Genomic DNA, 17,562 nt, shown 5'->3' on the forward strand with positions numbered 1-17,562 from the left:
CCGACCCTCGCCGCTGAGGGAGGGCGGCTACCCTCTCTCAGCGTTCCTTTCTGACCCATTCGGCAGCGAAAGTCATAAGACAAGCAATTCCAGGAAAAGTGTGGAGCGGTTTTCCGTCCGGAATTGCGCAAAAATAAAGAGATAGAGCGGTTCGGCGTTTCGGTGAAACGATGAACCGGTCTAGAGAAACGGGCGCACGAGCGAACGCAGCAAAGGCGAGGGCTCGTCATCGCCGGTCGAAGCGAGCGCGCGTTCATAGCGCCGGTAATCCTCGATGGCGCCGGCATGGTCGTTTCTGGAGAGGCTGTCCTGGATGAGCGTGCCATGGAGTTTGGCCGATTCCGGGTAGAAATCGAGCGCACGCCGGCACGCCTGGCGTGCCCGATCTGCGTTGCCTTGGCTCTGCCAGTGTTTGGCGACCCGCACGGCAAGCTCGACCAACCCGTCCCGCACCCGGTCGGCCGCGGCGTTCGACCAGGCGGGCGTCGGGCCATTCGAGAAAAGCGGGCCGACAAAGCCTTCCAGAAGCATCTCCTGCTCCTCGATTGCGCTGTCTCTTTGGCCCGACAGAACGGGTTTCAGCCGGTCTTCCCAATCCTGCAGATCGATCCAGACCTTGTCGGCAGCGAGCCGCAAACGGCCCTCTCTCAGCGTTACGAGCTCGCCTTGCCCGAGCAATTTGCGCAGACGATGCAGCGCCTGCTCCAAGGCCGCTTTGGCCTGGTCGCCGTCGAGGTCGGGCCAGAGCCAATCCTGCAGGGTTTCCACCGAACAGACCTGATCCCTCGACAGGCAGATAATGCGCAATATGTCGAGAGCGCGGGTAGGTTTGGCACCGGGCGCGACCTCGGCACCATCGATCTCGAGGCGGAAGCCTCCCATCAAGTGGATCCTGAGCGGCCAAGGCCACTGGACGGGTCGGCCAGCGGGCGGGACCAGATATCGCGCCCGAACGACGCGGCGGCAGAGATCGACGTCGATCTTTCGCTTCAGCGCATCAGCGACCAGATCGGCCAATAGGTCCGGCAGGTTGAGCAGGATTGCGGAGGGGTTGACCTGGCGCAACACCTCCATGAATTCAGCCAGACGAGTGCCATAGGACGCGCCGCCTTTCCACTTCTGCTCCAGGGCCCGAGCGGCCAGAATGTTGAGTTCGACCCGCTGGCGAGGGCCGCCGCTCAGCCTTTCGACGATCTCCTGGAGTAGCGCAATGGCCTCCGCTGGACGCCGATCGGCCAGCAGGACCTGGTATTTGGTGACGTAATGCGGCCAGCGTTCGATCATCGGCTCATTCGCCCGCTCGATCGCATCCATGAAGGCATCGCAGTCGAGATAAGCCTTGACGAAGTCGCCGTTGCGCGTGTGCATCGCCGCGTGGCAGTCGGCGACTACAGCGACCTGGGTTGTGAACCTGCTGTCCGCGATCTCGCCCAGCCGGGAGACGAGCGCATTGAATTCCGAGAACCTGTTGTGAAGCTTCATCAGCAATTGAAGCTGATAGAGCGCGCTGAACTCGACGCCCCGTAAGGCGTGCTGCTCGCCTATCGCCGTTGCGCGTCGCAACGCATCCTCGGCCGAGGCATAGACAAAACCGCGCCGCGAATAGGGGAAGTAACGGCCGCTGGCCGAGCCAAAGGACACCAGCCACATGCCGAGCACCAGCGGCGGGATATCCGGATGTTCGAGATCGGCGGCAACGCTGTCCACGGCATTGGCAAAAATGTCGCGCTGCCCCGACGAGGTCGCGTAGTCGATGAGCGCTTCGCTTGCCAGCAGGCGCAACTCGACCGAATCCTCGATCGGCAGATGTGTCAGGCGCTGCTGGATATCATTCACGAGGCGCTTCGCGTCATGGGCGTCGAATTCGCCAGGTTCGGCGAAATCGACGGCCCGCAGGATGCCGAGCCTGACCATCATGAGTTCCTCCGGATCCAACTCCGGCAATCCCCTGGCAAGAAGCTGTGAGGCTCGGCGCGTCCAATCCGCCAGCCCCTCATGCGTACGCCAACTGGCGGTCTTGACCACGACCGCCCGCGCGACCGTCAGGCATTGGCCGCGCATGTCGGTGTTCTCGAATGCTTGCCATGCCTTGGAGAAGTGCGGTTCGGCCTTCGCATCGTCCGATGCGAAGGCGACGCCCAGCCAATAATGGACCCACCCGTCCATCTGGTCGGGGGGCAGCCTGTTGCACCATTCGACGAAGCTGGCCCTGCGCCCTTGCGTGAGAACGCCGTTAGCGCACTCCAGAATGAGCTGGCGTGCCAGCGGCCAGGCGCCCGCCTGCAACGCCAGCACGATTGCCGCGTCGGTTTTGTCTGCCTCGTGCAGGACCTTTGCTGCCTGCTCGCGCAGCCTGGAACGGTCCGCTTCCGTCACGCGCCGGTCCAGTAGGCCGGCAAGGTATTCGCGCAACAAGTCATGCAGCTGGAAGGCGGCGCCGCCCGGACCGTCGCGCGTGATCAGCAGCTGGCGATGCTGCAGCCGCACCAGCAGGCGAGCAGCCTGCGGCGAGCCCAGGAACGCATCGGCAAGCTCCGTGCTGATCTCCGGCAGAACGTTGAGCCTGATAAGCAGATCCTGGTCCTCCGGCGCGATGTCGCGCAGGAAATAACGTCCGACAATCTCCCGAAGGCCGGCGCCCCCGGCAAGGCCGGTCTGCGAAAGCGGGTAGTACATTCCGGCGTTGGCCAGCAGGAGAAGGCCCACCGCCCAGCCGCGCGCCTCCGAAATGTCGCCGACCTCGGACGGCGATTGCGAGCGGGCGGTGACGAGGTTGCGAGCCTCCCCAGGCGAAAACTCCAGCAGCGTTTGGTTGAGCACCGGCAACTGTCCCGACAGCACGAGGTCGGCGACGTCGCCCTCAGGCAGCATCCGCGATGTGCAGATGCAGCGGACAGTGTTGGGGCGTTCGCGCAACAGGATCGCCAGCGTCCGGCGAAAGCCTGGCGCATCGGCACGATGCAGATCGTCGAGGACCAGGATCGTGCCCGGATCAAGCCGCGAGAAATAGGTGCGGAAGAACAGCCGCGCGAAATCGCCGGAATTGTCGGCATATTCCGGACCAAAGACCGGCATGCCGGCATGCCTGCCGTCGAGCGACAGCGTCAGATAGTGGAAAAGGCGCGCAACGTCCTGGTCCTCGGTGTCGACCCGATACCAGTTGTACGCCGATTCGCCTTGCTTCAGCCCGCCTTGTTCCCGCCCGCCGTGTTCCAGAAAGTCGATCACCGCGGTGGTCTTGCCGTATCCACCAGGCGCCGCCAGCCAGCATGCACCGCTGTCGAGGGCCTGCGAAAGCAGCGCCACTACGCGCGGACGGCTGACAATTCCCACTGGCCGGGGTGCCGAGAGCTTTGCTATCTCGCGCGGCGCGTCCCGGAAGTATTTATCCATTGTGAGGACTCTCGCAGCGCAGTCGCCTCGCCAAAACAGGTAATCGGTTCGCCCGCAACAACAAATCGCCGGCCGGCGTTGTGCTCGCCTGACGTGCCGTTCTCGCCGGCAAGGCCGCGGTTATCCCTTGTGCGACATGATATGCGAAACCCCGACACTCACGTCGGCGGTGTGTCTTGCCATCACTGCGTTCATTCGCATTGCAATCGCCGCATAGCCGTTTCGTTCGTGGTCGGTAACTTCCGAGGGCTTGAAGAGCCAAGGAAGGGGTGCAACCTGCGCGTCGGCGAAATTGGCCGGCAGGTTCGATGGCAAGGCCTTTTTCCCAAAAGGCAGCTCTAGCCCAAGGTCGCTAAATTCCTCCTCGAGACTGGCGTGCAGATGAGAAAGGACCACATAGATCGCCAGCTTTGATCTAGTCCTTTCTGTGTTGTTTTGGTTGTACTCTTGAAGAACCTCATCGAACGATGGCGCTACGTCGCTTTCCGCAGCGGTAGCTCGTGTTGCAACAGCACCGGCCAGGGCAGTCGCTGCCATTCCTGTAAGACCTACAAAATCACGCCTTGTCGTGCTGGTCATGGTGAATTCCCCTCGGTTTTGAAGACGGACCAAGTCTGGCAAGGACGAGGCGCAGTGGCAATAGGCCGCATACGCTACTGGTGTAGAGGGTCTTTACGTCGCCGATGTGAATCCACCCGGCAACGATAGTGCCAAGCCGCCAGCAGGCCTGCAATGCGTTCGCGAGCTTCGTCTGAGAGACGCCGTGAATCCAAGGAGGATTTCCTTGGAATTCATCCAGGCAAAGGGTCAGAAAAAATCCGCTGGTGGAGCTGAGGAGGATCGAACTCCTGACCTCGTCATTGCGAACGACGCGCTCTCCCAGCTGAGCTACAGCCCCGTCCAGCGGATGGGGCTTTTATCGGCCGCTGCGGTTTCCTGTCAAGGCTGCGCTTGCTGCCGAAATGCCGTTCGGCCGTTCGTCCGGCTTCGCCATGCGGCGGAAGGCGGCTCTTGCCGCTTTCACCTACAGTGGCTACATGTCGGGCGTTCGCAAGGAGCAACCGATGATCGCAGTCTTTTATACGCTGCATGCCGCGATTAATATCTATTGGTACATTGTGATTGGTGCGGCTATCTTCTCGTGGCTTTACGCCTTCAACGTCGTCAACTCGCGCAACCAGCTTGTCGACTCCATCGGCAACATGCTTTATCGGCTGACCGAGCCGGCATTGCGGCCGATCCGCCGCGTCCTCCCGGACCTTGGCGGGATCGATATCTCGCCGATCATCCTGTTGCTTGCGCTGACATTTATCAGCGTGTTCCTAGACACGACCGTTCAGCCGATGTTCGGTATCGGATCGATGTGAGTCACGGGACGAACCGTTTCATTCGACTTCGCGCCGACGGCATCGACCTGTTCGTCCGGCTGACGCCGAAAGCGGCGATGGACAGGCTGGAGGGCATCGAAACATCGGTGGATGGGCAAAGCTATCTAAAAGCCCGCGTCCGCGCCGTGCCGGAAAACGGAGCCGCCAATCGAGCGCTGGAAAGGCTGGTTGCTAAGGCGCTTGGCGTGCCGGCATCGGGCGTCTCGATCGCTGCCGGCGGCACAGCTCGGCTGAAGACGCTGCGCGTGCTTGGCGATCCCGCGGCGCTGGCGAAACGCATCGATACGCTGGGCACGCCTGCGCCATGATCTCGGCTGGCTCACTTACCCCGCAAAAAAAGGCCGGGCTGCAAAGCCCGGCCAGATGTGAAGGTCTAAAACCTTCAGAGGGGAACGCGCCGGACGAATGGGAGGAAACATCCGACGCGCATTGCATATGGGTTGGCGTCGGCGACGTTTCAATGAGGTCGGAGGAAAGCTCAATGACCACTACTCGAGTTCTATTCTTCGATGTTCTGGGAACCGTCGTTGACTGGCGCAGCGGTATCGCAAGGGAGGCCGGCGCCTTCCTCGCGCGAGTTGGTGCAGAGCAGGTCGATCCCGGTGAATTCGCCGATGCGTGGGCGTCGCGCTATGACGCCTCGACCGAGGCGGTGCGGACGGGGCACCGGCCTTTCGTGTCACTTGACGTAATCAACAGGGAGAATCTGGACGCCACCCTCGTCCAGTTCGGGCTGGCCCCATCCGAGCTGCCGACCGCCGAACTTGAGGAACTCAACCTCGCCTGGCACCGGCTGGAGCCGTGGCCCGATTCGCTGAAAGGCCTTGCGAGGCTAAAGGAACGCTTCATCATCGTGCCCTTATCAGGGGCCAATACCCGGCTGTTGCTGGATATGGCCAAGCGCGCCGGCCTGCCTTGGGACACCGTCCTTGGCTCGGATGTGTTCGGCACCTACAAGCCTGCGCCGCAGGCTTATCTCCGCGCAGTGGAGATCCTGGGGGTGCGACCTGCGGAGGCCGTGTTAATCGCCGCGCACAATGACGACCTGGCCGCGGCACGAAAATGCGGTATCGGAACCGCCTTTGTTGCTCGGCCAAAAGAGCATGGCCCGGCGCAGACGACCGATCTCTCGCCTCTTGAGAGCTGGGACTTTGTGGCCGACGACCTTGTCCATCTCGCCCAAGTTCTCCCGTAGGCCGAGGGCAGAAAACCTAAGCGATGTCGTCGCGAATGCAGGCCTTCAGATGGCCCTCGGCTGTCGCCCTCAGCGGCGGCACAGCCCCGGCGCAAGCTTCCAGCGCGAACGGGCAACGGGTTCGGAAAACGCAGCCCGACGGCGGGTTTGCCGGGCTTGGAATATCGCCCTTGAGCACCTGCCGGCCTTGCCTGGCCAGCGGGTCGAGCGACGGAATGGCCGACAGCAGCGCGCGCGTGTAGGGATGCTGCGGCCGGGCATAAAGCTCGGCCGCCGGCGCAACCTCCATGATGCGCCCGAGATAGAGCACGATGACCGTATCGCAGATGTACTCGACGACAGCCAGATCGTGCGAAATGAACAGCATGGTCAGGCCGAGCCGGAGCTGCAGGTCGCGTAACAGATTGATGATTTGCGCCTGGATCGAGACGTCGAGTGCCGAGACCGGCTCGTCGGCAACGATGAATTCCGGCTCGAGCGTCAGCGCCCGGGCGATGCCGATGCGCTGGCGCTGGCCGCCCGAAAATTCATGGGCGTAGCGGTCATAGGCGTCGACCGGCAACTCGACCGCGGCAAGTGCCTTCTCGGCCTTCGCCCGCCGCTCGGACTTCTTGCCGATGCCTTGAATGTCCAGGCCTTCGGTGAGGATCTGCCCGATCGTCATGCGCGGCGACAGGCTGGCGAAGGGATCCTGGAAAATATACTGCATCTTGCGGCGCTGGCGGCGCAACTGGGCGGCACCCAGCCTGGTGATGTCGGTGCCGTCATATTTGATTTGGCCGGATGTCGGCTCGATCAGACGCAGCACCGAGCGGCCGATCGTCGTCTTGCCGGAGCCGGATTCGCCGACCAGGCCGACCACCTGGCCACGCCCGATATCGAAAGAAATATCCTCCAACGCCCTTACGACGGGTCCGCGCGAGAACGCTGTCGGCGCAAAATGCTTGGTCAGGTTTTTGACAGCGAGGAAAGGGGCGTCGGCCATCAGAGTTCCTCCCAGCGCAGGCAGCGGCTTTGCTGGGTCGGCGTCGCCCCAAACAATGGAGGGACCGCAGCGCGGCAGGCAGCGATAGCCATCGGGCAACGCGGCGCGAAGGAACAGCCCTTGGGCAGCAAGGCGAGCGACGGAACATTTCCGGCAATGGTCGGCAGCGGCGTTCCCGCCGCCTTCAGCGCCGTGGCCTGGCCGAGCCGCGGCACCGAGCGCATCAACCCTGCCGTATAGGGATGACGCGGACGGGCGAACACTTCGCTCACCGGACCTGTTTCGACGATACGCCCGGCATACATCACCGCCACCCGGTCGGCGATTTCGGCGACGACGCCGAGATTGTGGGTGACGAACAGGATGCCCATGCCGCGCTGCGCCTGCAGGTCGGCCAAAAGATCGAGGATCTGGGCCTGGATGGTGACGTCCAATGCGGTTGTCGGCTCGTCGGCGATCAGCAAGCCTGGATCGCAGGACAGGGCCATGGCTATGGTAGCGCGCTGGCGCATCCCGCCCGAAAGTTCGTGCGGATATTGCCGCGCCCGCCGCTTCGGATCGGGAATGCCGACCTGTTCCAGCAGCCGCACCGCATCTGCTTCTGCCTCGCGGTGCGATTTGCCGAGATGGATGCGGATCGGTTCGGCGATCTGCTCGCCGATCGTGTAGACCGGGTTGAGGCTGGTCATCGGCTCCTGGAACACCATGCCGATCTCATTGCCGCGTATCTTGCGCAGCGATTCGGCATCGAGGCTGGTCAGCTCGGTAACCGTGCCGTTCTTGCGCCGCAGCGCGATCGACCCCTCGGCGATATGTCCGACCCTCTTTGGCAACAGGCCGATAATCGACAGGCTGGTGACAGATTTGCCAGACCCGGATTCGCCGACAAGCGCCACCGTCTCGCCGGAGCCGATCGTCAGGTCGACATCCCTTACCGCCGCGATGTCGCGCCCCGCGACGCGGAACACCGCGCGCAGGCCGGAAATCGAGAGGATCGGCATGGCGCTCAGCGGAGCAGCCCCACATCGCGAAGGATCGCGTCGATCTTTGCGGTTTCCTCGTCGTTCAGGCTGCGCTGCGGCCGCGCCATGGTGTTCGACCCGATGATGCCGAGGCTCTTCATCGCCGCCTTGAAGGCGCCGACGCCGGCCGAGCCGGCGCTGGTCCTGCCGAGCGAGATCCAGACGATCTCGAACAGTTTCAGCAACCGCTCCTGCTCCAGGCGGGCTTCGGCATGCTGGCCCGCCTGCGTCAGCTTCCACAGCCTGACATAACCATGCGGGTCGACATTGGCGAGCCCCGGCACGACGCCATGCGCACCCATCGCCAGCACGCTGTCGACCAGGATCTCGGAGCCGGTCATGCCGAAGAAGCCGGGGTCGTCGGCCATGTCCTTGAGCACGTAACGCAGATTGCCGTCGTCGCCGCTGGAATCCTTGATGCCCGCGATGGCGCCTTCCCTGGCGAGGCCGACCGTGGTCTTGCGCTCCAGCTTGACGTGGACACAGACCGGGATGTCGTAGGCGATGACCGGAATGTCGATCGCATCCTTGATATAGCGGAAGTGGTCGCCGATCTCCGGCTGGCTGGTGCGGGTATAAAACGGCGCGGTGACGACGATGGCGTCGGCGCCGGCCGATCTGGCGATCCGGGCGTGGTTGATGACGCGGTCGGTCGTCGGGTCGATGACCCCGGCGAAGATCGGAACCCGGCCGTTATTGACCTTGACCGCGTGCTCGAGGACGGCCCTGCGGCCCGCCTCGTCGTGGAAGACCACCTCGCTGGTCGAACCGAGCACGAACAGCCCGTGAACACCGCCGTCGAGCAGGTTCTCGATGGTGCGGGTGAACGACGGAAAGTCGATGCTGAAATCGGCATTGAGCGGGGTGACGACAGGTGGCACGACGCCGGTAAACAGGGGCATTTTGATAAACCTTTGAGGTCAGTTGAGATCGGAGCGGGGGTCGAATGCGTCGCGCAGGCCGTCGCCGATGAAATTGATGGCGAGCACGGTGAGCACCAGTGCGGCGCCCGGGAACATCCATTGCCAGGGGTAATTTTCAAGCACCACGGTGGAGCGGGCGAGATTGAGCATGTTGCCCCAGCTGGCTTCGGGCGGTGCGATGCCGAGGCCGAGGAAGGACAGGCCGGCCTCGAGCAGGATGGCGTTGGCGATCTGCAAGGTGGCGTAGACGACCAGGATATCGATGCAATTGGGCAGGCCATGCCGGAACAGCAGATGCGGCAGCCCCGCGCCCATGCCGCGGGCGGCAACGACGAAATCGCGCTCGCGCAGTTCGAGCAGCCGGGCGCGCACCATGCGCGACAGCACCGGCCAGGAGAGCAGCGAGATCACCAGGATGGTCGGGGCGATGCCGGTGCCGGCGATCGAAGCCAGCACCAGCAGGAAGATCACCGGCGGCAGCGTCATCGCCAGGTCGACCAGGCGCATCACCGTGCCGTCGACAAGACGCCCGCCGAAGCTGGCGACGGCGCCGACCAGGAAGCCGATGACGGTCGATATGGCGACCGAGCAGACGGCGACCAGCAGTGAGATCCGTCCGCCTTGCAGCAGCCGGGCCATGACGTCGCGCCCGACGCCGTCGCTGCCCAGCCAATGAATGGCCGACGGCGCCTTGTTCATTGCTCGGAGGTCGATGGTGTTAGGACCGAACGGCCACCACAAAGGATACGTCGAAACCGCCAGCAGGATCGGGATGACGATCAAAAGCCCGGCACGCGCCGCGCGGTTTTCAAAAAAGCGGTCGAGCGCGCGGCGAAGCGGGCCTTTGGTTTGTGGCACGGCTGTCGGGTCAACTGTAGGATCTGGCGCCGTGATTGCCATCATGCCACCTGAATGCGCGGGTCGACGACGGCATAAACGACGTCGGTCAAGAGGTTGACCAGGATGACGCAAACGCCAATCACCAGGGTAGCGCCCATGATCACCGGGTAATCGCGGGTGCCGACGGCGTTGACCAGAAGCAGTCCCATGCCCGGCCAGTTGAACACGCTTTCCAGGAAGATGGCGCCGCCGATGGCGATGCCGACAGTTGAGCCGATCAAGGTAATGACCGGCAAGAGCGCGTTGCGGGTTGCATGCTTGATGATAACCCAGAACTCGCGCACGCCCTTGGCGCGCGCCGTCCGCACGTAATCCTGGTTGAGCACTTCCAGCAGCGAGGCGCGCATGTAACGCATAATCAGCGCGGCATGGCCGACGGACAGCAGGCAGGCGGGCAGGACGAGGTGCGCAAGCACATCCGTCGCCGAGAACGGCGCACCCGCGGTCTGCATGCCGCCGGACGGCGCCCAGCGCAACAGCACCGAGAAGAAATAGAGACCGAGCAGCGCTGTCAGAAAAGCCGGGCTGGAGATACCGATAAACGACAGCACCGACAGCGCGATGTCGGATGGTTCGTTACGGCGCACCGCGCTGAAAATGCCGGCGGAAATGCCGAGCACGATGGCGATCGCCAGGCCCGTACCCATCAGCAGCGCCGTCGGGCCGATGCGTTCCATGACCAGTGGCAGCACGGCAACGCCGCTGCGCTGGATCGAATAGCCGAAGTCACCGCTCAGCGCCGCGCGCAGCCAGGCGAGATACTGCACGGGAAGCGGCCGATCGAGCCCGAGCCGTTCGCGCAGGCCCTCGAGGTCGGAAGCCGACATGGGGACCGATGGGTTGATATAGGCGTCGATCGGATCGCCCGGCGCCAGCCGCAACAGGATGAAGATGAGGACGCTGAGCGCGACCAGCATCAGCAATCCTGTGGCGCTGCGGCGGGCGATGAAGCTCAGCATGGGCTTTCCGTGGCGGTGGCAGGCGGCGCCAAAGTGGTCCCGCCTGCTCGCTTGCTTGCGGGTTTCTTACTGGATGTCCCAGCGCTCGGGGTGAGCTGCATAGGGGCCGCCGCCCGGCGCCGGCGTCCAGACGAAGTCATGCAGCTTGGTCGACGCCACGCCATAGCGGTTGGCCACCCACAACGTCGCCCAGGGCAGGTCCTTGTTCATGACCTTGCAGACCTCCTGCCAGGATTGATCGAGCTTGGCCGGATCGGTCTGGCCTAGCGCGGCGTCCAATGCAGCGCTCAGATCGTCGAACCCGATGCGCATGGTGTTGAAGCCTGCCGGCGGGATCTGCGACTTGTTGAGGCCGGGATTGAGGCCGGCCGGGTTGGGGCCATTCTGCAGGCCGGCATAGACCATCGGAAAGGCGTTCCAGTCCGGCGTGCCTTGCTTGTAGACGATGCCATTGTAGGTCGGCGTATCGACGACCCGCGGCACCACATTGATGCCGACTTCGGCCAGCATCGACTGGATGGCGGCCATCACGTTGGCCGCTTGCGGCGAGCCGTAATAGGTCAGCAGGGTGATCGGTTTGTCGCCGTTGATCTTGTCCCAGCCCGCCTCGCTCAGCAGCGCCTTGGCCTTTGCCGGATCGTAGGCATAGGGTTCGAGGCCTGCGGGAACAAGGTGCGGCGCGACATAGCCGCAATTGGCTGGCTCGGCGGCACCGCCGTAGAGGCTGTCGATGATGGCGTTGCGATCGATCGCGTACATGATCGCCTGGCGGACACGGATATCCCTAAACAGGTCGACCTTCTGGTTCAGGCCGATATAGTTGACCACGTACGAGGCACCTCCGATCACCTTGAAATTGCTGTCGCTCTTGAACGATGCCGCATCGTCGGGCTCGACATAGGTGAACTGGATTTCGCCGGCACGGAGCGCGGCAACGGCCGCCGCCGGCGACTCGAAATAGCGGTTGATGAGCACGTCTACCTTCGGCTTGCCGCCGCGATAATCGTCATCGGCTGCCAGCTCGACATATTGGTCGCTCACGTAGCGCTTGAACTTGAACGGGCCGGTGCCGACCGGAGTGGTCGACCACCAGGTGCTTGTCGCCAGCGATTCCGGCGGCAGAGCGGCCAGGGCATGCTCCGGCAGGATCATCAGCTGCGAGAGGATGGATAGAAACGAGCCGTTCGGTTTCGATAGCTTCACCACTGCGGTGTGGTCATCCGGGGCATCGACCGAGGCGATGTTGGCGAGGCGGGCCGCAAACAGGCTGCCGGAGGCCTTGTTCTTGGCAAGCTCGAGGGTGAACTTGACGTCCTTCGAGGTGAACGGTTTGCCGTCATGCCAGGTCTCGTTGACCAGGTTGAACGTATAGCTCAGCTGGTCGTCGCTGATCTTGTAGTCCTTGGCGAGGTCGCCTTCGATATCGGCCAGCCCGGCATTGTAGATGACCAGCGGTTCAAAATAGGTGCTGAGCCAGGTGTAGCCGCCGGTCGCCACCAGCGGGTTGAAGTTCTTGGGAAAACCGCCGGGACCGACGTCGAAGCCGCCCGCAATGGTCTTGGCGCTTTGTGCCTGGACACTGGTCAATGGGGCAATGCTGGCGAGCAGCAGCCCGGCGACTGAGAATGCGATGGTCCTGATGCGCATGGTTTCCTCCCTTGGCATAGTCAGGTTGTTCTTCAGCTTGCTCGGTTTTTGGCGATAACCTGCTGGATCCCCCGGTAATGGTCATCGAGCCGCCGACGCGCCTGGTCGACATCCTTGGCGGCGACAGCCTCGACGATCTCGTGATGGTCGCGCCATGTCGCCAGCGGCGTCGGATTGTCGAGATTGGTGAAATTCGAGGCCTTGTTGAACGCCATCCAGAAGATGTCGATCAGCGCGCTCAGCATGCGATTGTTCTGGCAGCGGAACAGCAGCTGATGGAATTGCTGGTCCTCTTCGGCGAAGCTCTCATGGCGCTCGGCACGTTGCCGCATGCGCTCGGTCAACTGGCGCAGCGCTTCGATATCTTCGGCGCTGATCATCTCGATCGTCTTGGCGATGAGGCCGGTTTCCAGCACGCGGCGGATTTCGCGCAGCTCTTCGACATCGCGCAGCGAATCTTGCAAGCCGTAGGCAAGATTATCCAGCAGCGGCTTGAACGAGAACTCCTTGACGAACACGCCGATGCCGCGCCGCGTCTCCAGGATGCCGATCGATTCCAGCGCCTTGATGGCCTCCCGCACGGAGTTGCGGCCGACGCCGAGCCGCTGCGCCAGGAACGTCTCCGGCGGCAAGGGATCGCCGGCCTTGAGCTGGTTGCTTTCGATATAGGCCCGGAGGCTTTCCTGCACGGTGACGTGCAGCAGCGGTGGTCTGCTCAACGGTTCGATCGACTTCAGTTCCGCCATCCCACTGCTTTCATCATCCGCTGAAGCTTGCCCGCCGCTTGTCGTATAGCCACTTGTAGGATATCCTGCAAGCCCATAGCAAACGTGCTGCCTCCGAATGAAGATAATCCTCGCCGGCTCGAGCCACTGGCACGCCGAAATGCACCTCGACGCCGCACGCTTTCACGGTGCGGAGATCGCCGGTATCTGGGACGAGAATCCTGGCCAAGCGCATGCGTTCGCCGCGCACCACGACCTGCCGTTTATCGAAGATTTCAAGGAGATACTCTCCAGCCGGCCGGATGTGATCCTGTTGATGGGGCAGCCTTCGATGGTGCCGGCGCGGGCACGTGCGATCATCGCGGCAAGGATACCGCTGATCCTGGAGAAGCCGGCGGCCAGCCATACGAGGGAACTGATGGCGCTGCGCGACCTCGCCAGGCAGTACCAGGCTTTTGTCGCTGTTCCCCTGCCCAACCGTTTCGGGCCGGCCGTTGCCGGCCTTGAACGGCTGCGCCGGCAAGGTCGCGCCGGCCCCGTGGCGCATTGCCAGTTCCGGCTGATCAACGGCCCGCCGCAACGCTACATCGCCGACGGTGTCGCCTGGGTGCTCGACCCGGCGGTTGGTGGCGGGGGTGCGTTGAGGAATCTCGGCATACACGGCGTCGACGCGGCACTCAGCCTCGCAACCGGCAAGCTCGGCCTGAAAGGCGTTTCGATCGCGAACCGCATCCATCCCGGCCCGGTCGAGGATCACGCACTTCTGGTGCTGGAAGACGAGGCCGGCGCGCTGTTCATCGTCGAGGCCGGTTACACCTTTGCTTCGATGCGCCCCGGCGGTGACTTCGAGTGGCGCATCGTCAGTGCCAATGCCACCCTCATCGATCATGGCGACCATGTTATCTGCGCAACGCTCGACGACGCGGCAATCGTCGACTTGCCGGTCGAACTGCCGGCAACGCGCTATCGTCTGTTCATGCGCGATACGCTTGACCGGCTGGCCAGAAAGGCGCCTCCGCCGGTGTCCATCGAGGATTATGTTGCGGCGATGTCGCTGATCGACGCCGCTTATCAAAAGGCAGGACCATGATTGGAATAGGAATTATCGGCGCCGGCGATTTCGGCGCAGCCCATGCGCGGGCAATCCGTGAGGTTGGCGGTATTCGCCTCGCCGCCGCCTCTCGAGGAAATGCCGACGCACTGCAGCAATTCACCGCTGAACATGGCGGCCGCGGCTACGCGGACTGGCGAAGGCTGCTGGACGACAAGGAGGTCGATGCGGTCCTCATTGCCAGCCCGCACCATCTCCATGCCGAAATGGCCATCGGCGCGGCAAAGGCCGGCAAGCATATCCTGCTCGAAAAACCGATGGCGCCGACGGTGGCTGCCTGCGATGCGATCAACGCCGCCGTGGCCAAGGGTGGCGTCAAGCTGATGGTCGCCCACCTCATGCATTTCGCCCCGCCCTGCATGGCGGCCAGGCAAATTCTGGAGGAAGGCGAGCTCGGCCGGCCGCTCGCCGGATCGAGCTGGATCATCTAGCTGTGGATGGAGCATAATCGCCGCGACTGGCATCTGCGCAAGGCGACCGGCGGCGGCATGCTGTTGACGGCCGGCATCCACGCGGTCGATCGCCTGGTCTGGCTGATGGATGACGATGTCGTGTCGGTGAGCGGCATGCTCGGCGCCAAGTTCCATGACCAGGAAGCAGACGACAGCGCTCTGCTCGGATTGCGCTTCGCCGGCGGCGGCATCGGCCAGGTGCAGAGCGTCGGCTATCGCACCGGCGCCACCACCTATGCCATGGATCTGGTCTGCGAGCGGGGAACGCTGCGCATCGACATGGACCGCGGCACCATGCTTGGCCGCGAGACGGTCTGGACCGAGCTGCCCGGGTCCTTTGAGCCGAACTGGACGCATAACGCGCTGGTGCGCGAATGGAGCGCAATGCGCGATGCCATTGCCGATGACACGCCGGTGCCGGTCGACGGCATCTATGCGCGCAAGATCATCGCCATTATCGAGGCTGCCTTCGCGTCGAACGAAACCCGCCGCGAACACGAGATCGCCGGTGGACGCTGACCTCGACGACCATCTGGCCCGCTTGCCCGCACACGCACCGCGCGGCATCTGGGGCGCGGTGATGCTGGCCATCGACGATCGCGGAGCGATCGACTGGCAGGCGACGGAAGAGACGATCGCCCGGCTCTGCGCCTCAGGCATCGACGGCGTCTATTCCAATGGCACGGCCTGCGAATTCCATTGCCAGACCGAGCCCGAATTCGACCGGCTTTGTGAGTTGGTCGCAACCATAGCCGGCCGCGCGCGCCTTCCTTTCCAGATCGGCATCAGCCAGTCCAATCCGCGCGTCGCGCTCGAGCGACTGACGCGGGTCGCCGGACTTCGCCCGGCGGCGGTGCAGTTCACGCTGCCCGACTGGTGGCCGCCCAGCGACGACGAGGTCATGCGCTTTGCCGGCGGCCTGTGCGAGGCCGCGCCTGAAACACCGCTGGTGCTCTACAATCCGCCGCACGCCAAGCGCCACCTGACGCTCGACGGCATCGCCAGTCTGCGTGCGGCCGTGCCATCGCTGGTCGGCGCCAAGCTGCCGGGCGGCGACGCCGGCTGGTATGCCGACATGCGCCGCAAACTGGACGGATTTTCCGTCTTCGTCCCCGGCCACACGCTGGCAGCAGGCTATGCCGGGGGAGCCCATGGCAGCTACTCCAACGTTGCCTGCCTCAACCCGAAGGGCGCGGTGCAGTGGTGGCAGATGATCCGCACCGACATGGCCGCAGCTGCCGAACTCGAGGCCCGCATACAGGCCTTCCTGGCCGTACATGTCCTACCGTTTCGCACCCGTTACAATGTCGGTGATGCAGCACTCGATAAGGCGATGGCGGCGGCTGGCGGCTGGGCGCCGCTCGGGCCGCGATTGCTCTGGCCCTACAGCTCCGTTCCCGATCAGGAAATACCGACGCTGGCCAGGGCGGCTCACGCGGCTTTCCAGGAATGGTGGTAGACCCGTCACCAAGGCGCGGGACGACGGTTCAGCAGCCGGCTCGCGCGCCCTGTGTCGCGCGTGACACAAACGCCCCCGGCTGAGGGACATCGGCCTCGCGCCGTGCCAGTGAATTGCGCAAGAGCGCGATCGCCTCGCGGCCGGCGGTCGCAATCTCGCGTGGCCTGTCGACGCCGACGATCATGAACTCCTTGATCCCCAAAGCGGCGTAGGAAAGCAGCGACAGCGCGACCTGCGCCGGCGGCCCGGCAAGTTCGAGCGCCTTCTGGCAGGAAGCGGCCGATTTGTCTTCCGAACGGATTCGGACGGGAAGCGCGAAACGCAGCTTGCCGGCCCGGCCGTGTTCGGCAGCAGCGCCGCGTACGCGCTCCATTGACTGGTGAATTTCTGCAAGCGAGCCAGGCGCCAGCTCGAACACGTCCGCATGCCTGCCCGCGACCCTGAGCGCAGTGCCCGACTGCCCGCCCATGCGGATGGTCACATCGGCACCATGCGGCCCCTTGCGCGGCACATAGCCGCCTTTGATGCTGTAAAAGGTGCCTTCATGGTCGAACGGCCTGTCGTTCGACCACAACCGCTTCAGCAGCACCAGATATTCATCAATGCGTTGCCAGACCACTGTGTGGCCGGCCGGACGTGCCTCGGCATCGTCGTCGCTCAGCGGCTCGCTGAGCATCCTGAGCGACAGCCGGCCACCGCTTCTCGCGTCGAGGGCAGCGAGTTGTCGCGCCGCCACGGTTGGTTCGATCACGCCTGCCCAATGCGTGAGCACGACCTCCAGGGACGAGGTCCGGTCCAGCGTCTGGGCGGCAAGGTCCATATTGGTCAGCAGCCCGGCCTGGTCGTCGATGACGATCCTCTGGAATCCAGCATCCTCGATCAGTGACAGCTTCGTCGCGGTCTCGACAAAGTCATAGAAAAAGCTGGCGTCGGCAGCGTGGATCTTACCGGGAACATGCGTGAACTCGATCGGCATTGCCATCTCCTCCATCACGTTGGAATCAGGGCGCGCAAATGCACACCGGCATTCGGTTCATCAACTCCGGAATTTCTGCAAACGGCAGGCCGCTATCCCGAGGAAGCCTCGATGATCAGAGCCTTGACAATCAGGGGATCAGCCCCAGTACCACTGCCCCGGTGAATACAAACGCAAGGGCAAAGACGAGATAGGCGAAAGCACCGGCATAGGCCGGCCGCCACACCTGGTCGGAACCCAGCCTTTGGCCTTTGCGGGCAGTCTGAGCGTTCTGGCTATAGGACATATCGACCTCCGTCTCGGCGCTTAATCTATAAAATCAGTAGACTTTGTCGAGTGCTATTTTCGCGCGATCCTTAGAACAATTTTCTCCAAACGGCGGACAAGTTAGTGCTTTTACTGCTTAGCGCTGCCTTTTGCGGCATGC

At 63.4% G+C, this 17,562-nt stretch carries 18 protein-coding genes and 1 tRNA gene; 7 read left to right on the forward strand and 12 right to left on the reverse strand.

Annotated elements, in window-relative coordinates; all coding sequences use genetic code 11:
- Positions 1-180: 180 nt before the first annotated feature.
- The 3 genes from NKJ15_RS25570 to NKJ15_RS25580 all read right to left on the reverse strand — a co-directional run bounded on the left by NKJ15_RS25570 (position 181) and on the right by NKJ15_RS25580 (position 4,291).
- Positions 181-3,393: an AfsR/SARP family transcriptional regulator gene (locus NKJ15_RS25570; RefSeq protein ID WP_352818303.1), complete on the reverse strand. Its 3,213-nt coding sequence runs from the start codon at positions 3,391-3,393 to the stop codon at positions 181-183.
- Between the two features lie 120 nt (positions 3,394-3,513).
- The gene (locus NKJ15_RS25575) at positions 3,514-3,972 is read right to left on the reverse strand and encodes a hypothetical protein (RefSeq protein WP_352818306.1); all 459 of its coding nucleotides are present in this window, start codon (positions 3,970-3,972) and stop codon (positions 3,514-3,516) included.
- Between the two features lie 243 nt (positions 3,973-4,215).
- Positions 4,216-4,291 (reverse strand) — tRNA-Ala (locus NKJ15_RS25580).
- A gap of 166 nt (positions 4,292-4,457) precedes the next feature.
- Between NKJ15_RS25580 and NKJ15_RS25585 the strand changes: the two genes are divergently transcribed.
- The 3 genes from NKJ15_RS25585 to NKJ15_RS25595 all read left to right on the forward strand — a co-directional run bounded on the left by NKJ15_RS25585 (position 4,458) and on the right by NKJ15_RS25595 (position 5,976).
- Entirely contained in the window at positions 4,458-4,760 is a 303-nt protein-coding gene (locus NKJ15_RS25585; protein ID WP_292657287.1) for a YggT family protein, read from the forward strand.
- A complete protein-coding gene (locus tag NKJ15_RS25590) occupies positions 4,757-5,089 on the forward strand; it encodes a DUF167 family protein (protein WP_352818308.1) in 333 nt (110 codons plus the stop codon). Before NKJ15_RS25585 ends, NKJ15_RS25590 begins: the two co-directional genes overlap by 4 nt.
- Positions 5,090-5,262: 173 nt before the next feature.
- A complete protein-coding gene (locus tag NKJ15_RS25595) occupies positions 5,263-5,976 on the forward strand; it encodes a haloacid dehalogenase type II (protein WP_352818311.1) in 714 nt (237 codons plus the stop codon).
- A gap of 16 nt (positions 5,977-5,992) precedes the next feature.
- Here the strand turns inward: NKJ15_RS25595 and NKJ15_RS25600 are convergent, their stop codons facing one another.
- The 7 genes from NKJ15_RS25600 to NKJ15_RS25630 all read right to left on the reverse strand — a co-directional run bounded on the left by NKJ15_RS25600 (position 5,993) and on the right by NKJ15_RS25630 (position 13,158).
- Positions 5,993-6,961: an ABC transporter ATP-binding protein gene (locus NKJ15_RS25600; protein WP_352818313.1), complete on the reverse strand. Its 969-nt coding sequence runs from the start codon at positions 6,959-6,961 to the stop codon at positions 5,993-5,995.
- Complete coding sequence (locus NKJ15_RS25605) at positions 6,961-7,971, reverse strand: ABC transporter ATP-binding protein (protein ID WP_352540952.1); 1,011 nt, start codon at positions 7,969-7,971, stop codon at positions 6,961-6,963. Before NKJ15_RS25605 ends, NKJ15_RS25600 begins: the two co-directional genes overlap by 1 nt.
- Entirely contained in the window at positions 7,968-8,885 is a 918-nt protein-coding gene (locus NKJ15_RS25610; protein ID WP_352818316.1) for a dihydrodipicolinate synthase family protein, read from the reverse strand. The genes NKJ15_RS25605 and NKJ15_RS25610 overlap by 4 nt, the downstream gene beginning before the upstream one ends.
- Before the next feature lie 18 nt (positions 8,886-8,903).
- Positions 8,904-9,809, reverse strand: a complete 906-nt coding sequence (locus NKJ15_RS25615; RefSeq protein ID WP_502893704.1) for an ABC transporter permease — start codon at positions 9,807-9,809, stop codon at positions 8,904-8,906.
- On the reverse strand, positions 9,806-10,765 hold the full coding sequence (locus tag NKJ15_RS25620; RefSeq protein WP_023678169.1) for an ABC transporter permease: 960 nt from the start codon (positions 10,763-10,765) through the stop codon (positions 9,806-9,808). The genes NKJ15_RS25615 and NKJ15_RS25620 overlap by 4 nt, the downstream gene beginning before the upstream one ends.
- 66 nt (positions 10,766-10,831) lie before the next feature.
- Entirely contained in the window at positions 10,832-12,412 is a 1,581-nt protein-coding gene (locus NKJ15_RS25625) for an ABC transporter substrate-binding protein (protein ID WP_352818318.1), read from the reverse strand.
- A gap of 32 nt (positions 12,413-12,444) precedes the next feature.
- On the reverse strand, positions 12,445-13,158 hold the full coding sequence (locus NKJ15_RS25630) for a FadR/GntR family transcriptional regulator (RefSeq protein ID WP_352470738.1): 714 nt from the start codon (positions 13,156-13,158) through the stop codon (positions 12,445-12,447).
- Positions 13,159-13,255: 97 nt separating this feature from the next.
- Here NKJ15_RS25630 and NKJ15_RS25635 point away from each other — a divergent pair, with 97 nt between their 5' ends.
- The 4 genes from NKJ15_RS25635 to NKJ15_RS25650 are packed head-to-tail and all read left to right on the forward strand — an operon-like array spanning position 13,256 to position 16,159.
- The gene (locus tag NKJ15_RS25635; protein ID WP_352818321.1) at positions 13,256-14,227 is read left to right on the forward strand and encodes a Gfo/Idh/MocA family protein; all 972 of its coding nucleotides are present in this window, start codon (positions 13,256-13,258) and stop codon (positions 14,225-14,227) included.
- Positions 14,224-14,679, forward strand: coding sequence for a Gfo/Idh/MocA family protein (locus NKJ15_RS25640; protein ID WP_352818322.1), 456 nt, complete (start codon positions 14,224-14,226; stop codon positions 14,677-14,679). The genes NKJ15_RS25635 and NKJ15_RS25640 overlap by 4 nt, the downstream gene beginning before the upstream one ends.
- Positions 14,680-14,685: 6 nt before the next feature.
- Entirely contained in the window at positions 14,686-15,219 is a 534-nt protein-coding gene (locus NKJ15_RS25645) for a Gfo/Idh/MocA family protein (protein WP_352818325.1), read from the forward strand.
- Positions 15,209-16,159 carry a dihydrodipicolinate synthase family protein gene (locus tag NKJ15_RS25650; RefSeq protein ID WP_352818327.1) on the forward strand — a complete coding sequence of 317 codons (951 nt, stop codon included), beginning with the start codon at positions 15,209-15,211 and terminating at the stop codon, positions 16,157-16,159. Before NKJ15_RS25645 ends, NKJ15_RS25650 begins: the two co-directional genes overlap by 11 nt.
- Positions 16,160-16,187: 28 nt before the next feature.
- On the opposite strand, the gene NKJ15_RS25655 is transcribed toward NKJ15_RS25650, so the two are convergent.
- Positions 16,188-17,135: an LLM class flavin-dependent oxidoreductase gene (locus NKJ15_RS25655; protein WP_352681878.1), complete on the reverse strand. Its 948-nt coding sequence runs from the start codon at positions 17,133-17,135 to the stop codon at positions 16,188-16,190.
- A gap of 130 nt (positions 17,136-17,265) precedes the next feature.
- On the reverse strand, positions 17,266-17,421 hold the full coding sequence (locus NKJ15_RS25660) for a hypothetical protein (RefSeq protein WP_023678176.1): 156 nt from the start codon (positions 17,419-17,421) through the stop codon (positions 17,266-17,268).
- Between the last annotated feature and the right edge of the window lie 141 nt (positions 17,422-17,562).

This window comes from Mesorhizobium sp. M0207 (genome assembly GCF_040321995.1).
Lineage (GTDB): Bacteria > Pseudomonadota > Alphaproteobacteria > Rhizobiales > Rhizobiaceae > Mesorhizobium.

Bases quoted from the DNA above. Each gene is read 5' to 3' on its own strand.
- NKJ15_RS25570 (WP_352818303.1), bottom strand. From the start codon at position 3,393: ATGGATAAATACTTCCGGGACGCGCCGCGCGAGATAGCAAAGCTCTCG.
- NKJ15_RS25575 (WP_352818306.1), bottom strand. From the start codon at position 3,972: ATGACCAGCACGACAAGGCGTGATTTTGTAGGTCTTACAGGAATGGCA.
- NKJ15_RS25585 (WP_292657287.1), top strand. From the start codon at position 4,458: ATGATCGCAGTCTTTTATACGCTGCATGCCGCGATTAATATCTATTGG.
- NKJ15_RS25595 (WP_352818311.1), top strand. From the start codon at position 5,263: ATGACCACTACTCGAGTTCTATTCTTCGATGTTCTGGGAACCGTCGTT.
- NKJ15_RS25600 (WP_352818313.1), bottom strand. From the start codon at position 6,961: ATGGCCGACGCCCCTTTCCTCGCTGTCAAAAACCTGACCAAGCATTTT.
- NKJ15_RS25610 (WP_352818316.1), bottom strand. From the start codon at position 8,885: ATGCCCCTGTTTACCGGCGTCGTGCCACCTGTCGTCACCCCGCTCAAT.
- NKJ15_RS25615 (WP_502893704.1), bottom strand. From the start codon at position 9,809: ATGATGGCAATCACGGCGCCAGATCCTACAGTTGACCCGACAGCCGTG.
- NKJ15_RS25620 (WP_023678169.1), bottom strand. From the start codon at position 10,765: ATGCTGAGCTTCATCGCCCGCCGCAGCGCCACAGGATTGCTGATGCTG.
- NKJ15_RS25625 (WP_352818318.1), bottom strand. From the start codon at position 12,412: ATGCGCATCAGGACCATCGCATTCTCAGTCGCCGGGCTGCTGCTCGCC.
- NKJ15_RS25630 (WP_352470738.1), bottom strand. From the start codon at position 13,158: ATGGCGGAACTGAAGTCGATCGAACCGTTGAGCAGACCACCGCTGCTG.
- NKJ15_RS25635 (WP_352818321.1), top strand. From the start codon at position 13,256: ATGAAGATAATCCTCGCCGGCTCGAGCCACTGGCACGCCGAAATGCAC.
- NKJ15_RS25640 (WP_352818322.1), top strand. From the start codon at position 14,224: ATGATTGGAATAGGAATTATCGGCGCCGGCGATTTCGGCGCAGCCCAT.
- NKJ15_RS25645 (WP_352818325.1), top strand. From the start codon at position 14,686: ATGGAGCATAATCGCCGCGACTGGCATCTGCGCAAGGCGACCGGCGGC.
- NKJ15_RS25655 (WP_352681878.1), bottom strand. From the start codon at position 17,135: ATGCCGATCGAGTTCACGCATGTTCCCGGTAAGATCCACGCTGCCGAC.
- NKJ15_RS25660 (WP_023678176.1), bottom strand. From the start codon at position 17,421: ATGTCCTATAGCCAGAACGCTCAGACTGCCCGCAAAGGCCAAAGGCTG.